This window comes from Streptomyces sp. MnatMP-M17 (assembly GCF_900091995.1).
GTDB lineage: Bacteria > Actinomycetota > Actinomycetes > Streptomycetales > Streptomycetaceae > Streptomyces.
Genome location: NZ_FMDK01000271.1, coordinates 1 through 3,107, shown reverse-complemented (window position 1 = coordinate 3,107; position 3,107 = coordinate 1). Strand labels below are relative to the sequence as shown.

Genomic DNA, 3,107 nt, shown 5'->3' with positions numbered 1-3,107 from the left:
GGTGGGGGGGGGGGGGGGGGGGGGGGGGGGGGGGGGGGGGGGGGGAGCCACTCGGGCGAGGCGTTCCATCTCGACCTCGTCCGCGTGATGCTCGCCGAGCACGGGCTGACGGAGGACGATCTGCGGACACCGCCTGATCTGCCGCTGGACCGGATCGCGGCGGAGGCGCATCTCGCGGCCGGCGGAGTGCGTGAGCGGATCCTGATGAACTGCTCGGGCAAGCATGCGGCGATGCTGGCGGTCTCCGCCCTGAACGGCTGGTCCAAGGACGGTTATCTGGAGCCGGACCATCCGCTCCAGCGGCTGGTCCGTACGGTGATCGAGGAGACGGCGGAGGAGCCGGTTCCCGCGGTCGGTACGGACGGCTGCGGTGCGCCGCTGATGGCGATCAGCCTGACCGGGCTGGCCCGCGCCTTCCGCCACTTCGTACTGGCCGCGCCGGGCACGGCCGAGCGGCGGGTGGCGGACGCGATGCGCGCCCACCCGGAGTATGTGGCGGGCACACACCGTTCGGACACCTGGTTGATGAGAGAAGTGCCGGGCACGCTCTCCAAGATGGGCGCGGAGGCGGTCCAGGCGGTGGCGCTGGCGGACGGCCGGGCGCTGGCGTTCAAGATCGACGACGGTGGTGTCCGGGCGACAGGTCCTGTGCTGGCGCGTGCGCTCGAACTGCTGGGCGTGGAGGCCGAGGTGGTCGGACGTATCGGCCGGGCACCGCTGCTGGGCGGCGGCGCGGAGGTCGGCGAGGTCCGCGCGGTGTTCTGAGCGTGCGGCGTTCCGGCCGTGAAAGCCGCGCAGGGAGCGGCGCTGAAAGCGACCGTGAAAATCTGGATGCGCCGGGCCGCCCGTACGGCTTAGCGTGCGGATCATGAGCCTTGAGGTCCGTACCGTCACCGAATCCGAGTTCCCCGACTGGCACCGAACCCTGAACACCGGGTTCCTGAGGCCGCCGGGCGGCGCGGACGAGGTGATGGCGGGACGGCTCGCCCGGAGCGATCTGAACCGTACGCGCGGTGCCTTCGACCAAGGGCGCTGCGTCGCGACCTTCCGGTCCTTCGCACAGGAGCTGACGGTGGTCGGCGGCGCCGTGCTGCCCGCCGACGCCGTCACCAATGTGACCGTCTCGCCCACGCACCGCAGGCGCGGGCTGCTCGGCCGGATGATGGCCGCCGATCTGACGGCGGCGAAGGAGCGCGGCGACGCGGTCGCCACGCTGATCTCCGCCGAGTACCCGATCTACGGACGGTACGGCTTCGGGCCCGCCGCCGGTGTCGCCGAGTGGGCGATCGACGTGCCGCGTTCCGGCCTCGATCCGCGCTGGTCGGGCCCGGTCGACGGCAGCAGGATCGATCTGACGGACGGCGCCGACGTACGGAAGACCGGTCCCGAGCTGTACGAGCGCTTCCGGCTGAGCCAGCACGGCGCGACGAGCCGCGACGAGCACTGGTGGCGGCTCAACACGGGCGAGGCGCCCAGCGGCCAGCCGTGGACCGAGCCCTTCTACGCCGTCTACCGCTCCGCCGCCGGTGAGATCGAGGGCCTGGCCGTCTACGCCTCCGACGGCGAGTGGGGCGACGGCAAGCAGCCGATGAACACCGCCTCCGTACGGAACCTGATCGCGGTCACTCCGCGCGCCGAGCGTGCCCTGTGGCAGTTCATCTGCTCGATCGACTGGATCACCACGGTCAGGACGGGACACCGCGCCCTGGACGATCTGCTGCCGCAGTTCCTGCCCGATCCGCGCGCGGCACGGATCGTGACCCAGGCCGACTTCCTGTGGGTCCGGATCCTCGACGCGGTACGGGCGCTGGAGGCCCGTTCGTACGCCGTCCCGGGTGCGGTCGTGCTGGACATCCACGACAGGGCGGAGCTGGCGGGCGGCCGGTTCCGGCTGGATGCCTCACCGGCCGGCGCCACCTGTGTGCCGACCACGGAGTCGCCCGATCTCGTGCTGGACGTACGGGAGTTGGGCGCGCTGTATCTGGGCGACGAATCCGTGCTGCGGCTGGTGGCGCTGGGCGCGGTGAGCGAGGAGCGGCCGGGCGCGGCGGCGGTGGCGGAGCGGCTGTTCCGTACGCCGAGGCGGCCTTGGTGTCCGGACGTTTTTTGAGGCACGGACGGGTTGTTCAGGTCGTACGCGGGCTCTGGGCCCAGGCCGTACGCGCCTTGAACAGTACGCCCGAGAGCCCGAGCGCCACCGCCAGGATCCCGGCGCACCAGGCCGACGCGAAGGAAGACATCGTCGAGCGTGGCGCTGTGGACCGTGAAGCGCGTCACTTCCGTACCGTCCGGGTCGATCTCGTCCAGCAGCGCCCGTACATGGGCAGCGATGCCGTCGGTCGGCAGACCGAGAGTCAGGCTCTCGGGCGAGTGGTGCACGGCCCGGGACACGAGGCGCAGATAGGCCTCGGGAGCGGTCAGTACATGGTGGCGTGGTGGGAGCGCGGGATGGTGGCGCTGGACGGCACGGGGCTGGACGACGGCACCAAGATCTCGGTGATTCTGCTGGTCAGCGGGAGCCCGAGGGCGCGCGGTTCCGGTGAGGCTTACGGTGGTCGGGGACGACGAGTGCCGGAGCCTCGGCAGAACCTCGGCGAAGGGTGAGCCATGAAGTGCACAGTCCTGGGGGGACGCGGCCTGATCGGTTCACAGGTGGTCGAGCGGCTGACGGCGGCCGGCCACGAGGTCGTACCCGCCTCCAAGTCCACAGGCGTCGATGTGATCAGCGGCAAGGGCCTGGACCAGGTTCTCGACGGCGCCGACGTGGTGGTCAATCTGACGAACTCGCCCGCCTTCGACCAGTCCTCCGTCGCCTTCTTCGAGACGTCGATGGGCAATGTCGCGGTCGCGGCGGAGAAGGCCGGTGTCCGCCACCAGGTGATTCTTTCGATCGTCGGTGTGGACCAGGTGCCGCAGCTCGACTACTACCGGGCCAAGGTCGCGCAGGAGAACGTCCTCCGGAGCGCGTCGACGCCGTACTCGATCGTGCGCGCCACGCAGTTCTTCGAGTTCGTGGAGGCGGTTCTGTCCTGGACGACCGAAGGTGACACCGTCCGGCTGCCCGCCACCCTCGTGCAGCCGATGGCCGCTTCCGATGTCGCGGGGGG

General features: G+C 70.9%; 3 protein-coding genes and 1 pseudogene. 3 read left to right on the top strand and 1 reads right to left on the bottom strand.

Annotated elements, in window-relative coordinates; translation table 11 throughout:
• Positions 1–765, top strand: a 765-nt coding sequence (locus GA0115259_RS12935; protein ID WP_093595415.1) for an asparaginase, incomplete at its 5' end; no start/stop codon positions are given.
• Between the two features lie 103 nt (positions 766–868).
• The gene (locus GA0115259_RS12930) at positions 869–2,110 is read left to right on the top strand and encodes a GNAT family N-acetyltransferase (RefSeq protein WP_093595412.1); all 1,242 of its coding nucleotides are present in this window, start codon (positions 869–871) and stop codon (positions 2,108–2,110) included.
• 119 nt (positions 2,111–2,229) lie between these two features.
• Here GA0115259_RS12930 and GA0115259_RS41730 read toward each other — a convergent pair.
• Positions 2,230–2,424, bottom strand: a pseudogene (locus tag GA0115259_RS41730) (ABC transporter); the annotation flags it as partial.
• Between the two features lie 183 nt (positions 2,425–2,607).
• Between GA0115259_RS41730 and GA0115259_RS12920 the strand changes: the two are divergent.
• A partial coding sequence (locus GA0115259_RS12920; protein ID WP_107469177.1) for an SDR family oxidoreductase occupies positions 2,608–3,107 on the top strand: 500 nt, incomplete at its 3' end.